This window comes from Xanthomonas sp. SHU 166 (assembly GCF_000364685.1).
Lineage (GTDB): Bacteria > Pseudomonadota > Gammaproteobacteria > Xanthomonadales > Xanthomonadaceae > Xanthomonas_A > Xanthomonas_A sontii.
This window is the reverse complement of sequence record NZ_AQOJ01000140.1, coordinates 1-4,489: the sequence shown is the minus strand read 5'-3', so window position 1 is coordinate 4,489 and position 4,489 is coordinate 1. Positions and strand designations below refer to the sequence as shown.

Below are 4,489 nucleotides of genomic sequence, written 5' to 3'. Positions count from 1 at the left end.
GGCGGCGGCCATCGCCCCGCAGCGGGTGTGGCCGCCGCGCGAATTCTTCATGGCCAAGCGCGAGGAACTGCAGGCCCGCCACCAGCGCTTCGGCGACACCGCCGACAACCTTGAGCCGGACATCAAGGACGGCCCCGGCGGCCTGCGCGACCTGCATACGCTGGGCTGGATGGCGCTGCGCGCGTTCGGCGTGCGCGACCTGGAGCCGTTGATCGGGCTGGGCCATGTCGGCGGCGACGAGGCCGCCGCGCTGCGCCGCGAGCGCCGCGAACTGGCGCGCTTGCGCTACGGGCTGCACCTGGTCGCCAACCGTCCGGAAGAGCGCCTGCGCTTCGATTACCAGAAGACCCTGGCGCAGCGCCTGGGCTTCTCCGACGACGTCGAGAGCCTGGGCGTGGAAAAGATGATGCAGCGCTTCTATCGCAGCGCGGCGATCGTGCGCCGGCTCAGCGACCGGCTGCTGCAGCGCTTCGAGGAACAGTTCGACGGCGAAGCGCAGCCGCAGCCGCTGCACGGCGGCTTCTCGCTGCGCCGCGGCTATCTGGCTGCCGACGACGAGCGCTGGCCGCAGGCCGATCCGGTGCAGGTGTTCGCGCTGTTCGCCACCTGGGCCGCGCACGGCGAGATCCGCGGTCTGCATTCGCTGACCGCGCGCGCGCTGGCCGAGGCGCTGCCGCATCTGCCGGCCTACGCCAGCGCCAGCCCGACCGCGCGCGAGCGCTTCCTGGCGCTGCTGCGCGGCCCACGCGCGGTGCAGACGCTGACCCGGATGGCGCGGCTGGGCGTGCTCGGGCAGTGGATCCCCGCCTTCGCGCAGGTGTCCGGGCGCATGCAGTTCGACCTGTTCCACGTGTACACCGTCGACCAGCACACGCTGATGGTGCTGAAGAACATGGCGGTGTTCGCCAACGCGCGCGCCGACGAACGCTTCTCCATCGCCCACGAAGTCTGGCCGCGGCTGCGCAAGCCGGAACTGCTGCTGCTGGCCGGCCTGTTCCACGACATCGCCAAGGGCCGCGGCGGCGACCATTCGGAGCTGGGCGCGGTGGATGCGCGCGCGTTCTGCGCCGCGCACGCGCTCAGCGCCGCCGACACCGAGCTGGTCGCCTGGCTGGTCGAGCAGCATCTGCGCATGTCGGTGACCGCGCAGAAGCAGGACATCGCCGATCCGGAGGTGATCCATCGCTTCGCCAGCCTGGTCGGCGACCGCGAGCGCCTGGACTATCTGTACCTGCTGACCTGCGCCGACATCGCCGGCACCAGCCCCAAGCTGTGGAATGCGTGGAAGGATCGGCTGCTGGCCGACCTGTACTTCGCCGCGCGCCGCGCCCTGCGCGAAGGCCTGGAGCATCCGCTGCCGGTGGCCGAGCGCCTGCAGGAGGCGCGCGAGGCCGCGCGCGCGCTGATGCACATCCAGGGCCACGACGACGCCATCATCGACCGCCAGTTCGCCGGCATGCCGGACGAAAGCTTCCTGCGCTTCCGTCCCGAGCAACTGGCCTGGCAGGCGACCTCGCTGATGGAGGTGGAACTCGGTGGCACCCTGGTCAAGGTGCGCCCGGTCACCCCCGACGACGCGGCGCTGGAAGTGTTCGTGTATTCGCCGGACCGCGACGGCCTGTTCGCCGCGATCGTGATGACCCTGGACCGGCTCGGCTACGGCATCCATCGCGCGCGCGTGCTCGACGCCCCGCACGGGGCGATCTTCGACACCTTCGAGGTGATGCCGGCCGACGCCTTCGCCAGCGGCGACATCGCGCAGTTGCAGGCCGGACTGCGCGAGGCGCTGGCCGGCGACCTGGCGCGGCTGCGCCCGGCGCGGCGGGTGGTGCCGCGCCAGCTGCGGCATTTCCGCTTCGCCCCGCGCATCGAATTCCGCGAAAGCCTCGACGGCCGCCTGACCCGGCTCAGCCTGGTCGCGCCGGACCGCCCCGGGCTGCTGTCGGACGTGGCCCAGGTGCTGCGCCGGCAGCACCTGCGCGTGCACGACGCGCGCATCGCCACCTTCGGCGAGCGCGCCGAGGATCTGTTCCACATCACCGACGAGCACAACCTGCCGTTGCCCGACGCCGCCCGCCAGGCGTTGCAGGCCGCGCTGCAGGCCTGTCTGGACCCCGATACCCCGCCTGGAGACCCCCGCTGATGGCCACCAAGAAGCCTGCCGCCAAGAAGCCTGCCGCCAAGAAGTCCGCTGCCAAGACGGCGGCCCCCAAGAAGACGGCCAAGCCGGTTGCCGCAAAGCCGGCGGCGCCGACCGTGGCGAGCAAGCCCGCCAAGCCCGCGCCGAAGCCGCTGCGCGCCAAGCCGGTGGCCGTGCCCAGCGCCGACGAGCTGAAGTTCACCATCGACAGCGCCTTCGAGCGCCGCGCCACGCTGACGCTCGACGAGATCGAGGGCTCGACCCGGCCGGTGGTCAACCGCGTCATCGACGGCCTGGAAAGCGGCGAGTTCCGTGTCGCCGAGCCCGACGGGCACGGCGGCTGGAAGGTCAACGAGTGGCTGAAGAAGGCGGTGCTGCTGTATTTCCGGGTCAACGAGATGGCCGTGGTGGAAGCGCAGCCGGCGCCGTTCTGGGACAAGGTGGAAGCGCGCTTCGCCGGCTATCACGAAGCCGAGTTCCGCAAGGCCGGCGTGCGCGTGGTGCCGGGCGCGGTGGCGCGCCGCGGCAGCTACTTCGGCAAGGACGTGGTGCTGATGCCGAGCTTCACCAACATCGGTGCGCACGTGGGCGAGGGCACCATGGTCGACACCTGGGCCACGGTCGGTTCCTGCGCGCAGATCGGCAAGCACTGCCACCTGTCCGGCGGCGCCGGTATCGGCGGCGTGCTCGAGCCGCTGCAGGCCAGCCCCACCATCATCGAGGACCACTGCTTCATCGGCGCGCGCTCGGAGGTGGTGGAGGGCGTGGTGGTCGGCCACCACAGCGTGATCGGCATGGGCGTGTTCCTGGGCCAGAGCACGCGCATCTACAACCGCGCCACCGGCGAGATCTCCTACGGCTACGTGCCGCCGTACAGCGTGGTGGTGTCCGGGCAGTTGCCGTCCAAGGACGGCTCGCACTCGCTGTACTGCGCGGTGATCGTCAAGCAGGTCGACGCCAAGACCCGCAGCAAGACCAGCGTCAACGATCTCCTGCGCGGGCTGGCTGACTGAGATGCCGGCGGCGGTGCCGGACCTGGCCGAGGCCGCGGCTTACCGGCACCCGTCCGCCGCCTGGTACGGGCGCGCGCTGCCGCGCCTGCTGCATGCGCCTGGCTGGACCCGGCTGCGGCGTGCGTTGACGCAACGCTGGCCGCTGCCGGCGCTTGTGAGCGACGTGCGCGAGGTGGTCTATCTGAACTGGTGGGTCGACGTGCGTCGCGCCCCGCCACCGCCGCCGGGTTACGCCCATGTCGTCCACCAGGGGCGCACGCCGTACACCATCCTCAGCTATCGCCACGGCCATTTCGGTCCGGCCCTGGCCGGACCGCTGCGGAAGCTGCTGCCATCGCCGCTGCAGAGCAACTGGCGGTGGTACCTGCGTCGCGTGGACGATGTGAACGCCGGGCCGGTGGTGCTGTTCGACCGCAACGTGATGGATGGATTGGCCTACGTGGCCGGCGCACGCGCCGCCAGCGACGCCATGCAGCCGCACCTGGCCGCGCGCTTCGTGCACGCGCTGCAGTCCGATGGCAGCGGCCACACGCAGATCGAGCCGGGGCAGGGCAGCGCGCCGGCGCTGCAACTGCACTGGCAGCCTGCCGAGGTCTGGCACGATGCCGACTGGACGCCGGCGTTCGCCACGCGCGAGGCCCTGCTGCGCTTCCTCACCTGCCAGGACGAGGCCATCGCGCGCACCTGCGACGGCCGCTGGGCCAGCACCCGCATCGCCTTGCCGGTGGACCCGGCCACGCTGCAGCCGTTGCGGCTGACCGGGGCGCTGACCTGCCCGCGGCTGCAGGCGCTGGGTGTCGCGCTGGAGGAGGGATTGGCCTTTCGCCTGCCGCGTGTCGCGTTCCGGGTGGTGTCCGAACGGCTGCTCTGAGCGCCTGGCGCCTGGGTAACGCCGGCAGCGTGCAACATGTTCGAGCGGTTCCGTCGCGTGCCCGCGGCACAGGGCCATGCGCGCCGGTTGCACCGCGGCGTCGCCGTGCCTGTTGCGTCGACGCTCGCCTCCGCCTGGGTGATCGACGCTGCAGGAGATGGACGGCCGGCCGTCGGTTGAACCGGGCGATCCCGCGGCCGGTCGGGAGCGCTGTGCATACCCGACGTACATGGGTGGCCCGATACGCTGGCGCACGCGATTGCGCCACTGCCGCCACGTCAGGGGACGGAACGGAAGAGGCCTGGCGCGCTGCCACCAACGAACAGGAGAGACCGATGCGTACGATCATGTGGGCTTGCTGGATGACGGCGGCGTTCGCGCTGTCCGGGTGCGGCCGTGAGGGCGCGCCGGCGTCGACGACGCCCAAGCAGGGCGACACGCCTTCGGCGGCCGCCGCTGCGCCCA

2 protein-coding genes and 1 pseudogene are annotated in these 4,489 nt (G+C 71.6%); all 3 read left to right on the top strand.

The window, feature by feature from the left end; translation table 11 throughout:
• Nucleotides 1–2,143 (top strand): [protein-PII] uridylyltransferase (gene glnD / locus D180_RS05410; protein ID WP_017911997.1); only part of this gene is annotated, 2,143 nt, incomplete at its 5' end.
• A gap of 2 nt (nt 2,144–2,145) precedes the next feature.
• Nucleotides 2,146–3,153 (top strand): annotated as a pseudogene (gene dapD, locus D180_RS05405) (2,3,4,5-tetrahydropyridine-2,6-dicarboxylate N-succinyltransferase); the annotation flags it as partial.
• Nucleotide 3,154: 1 nt separating this feature from the next.
• Nucleotides 3,155–4,024 (top strand): hypothetical protein, encoded by an 870-nt coding sequence (locus D180_RS05400; protein WP_017911995.1) that lies wholly within the window; start codon nt 3,155–3,157, stop codon nt 4,022–4,024.
• Nucleotides 4,025–4,489: the final 465 nt, after the last annotated feature.

Coding starts and splice junctions, on each gene's coding strand:
- D180_RS05400 (WP_017911995.1), top strand. CDS start 3,155: ATGCCGGCGGCGGTGCCGGACCTGGCCGAGGCCGCGGCTTACCGGCAC.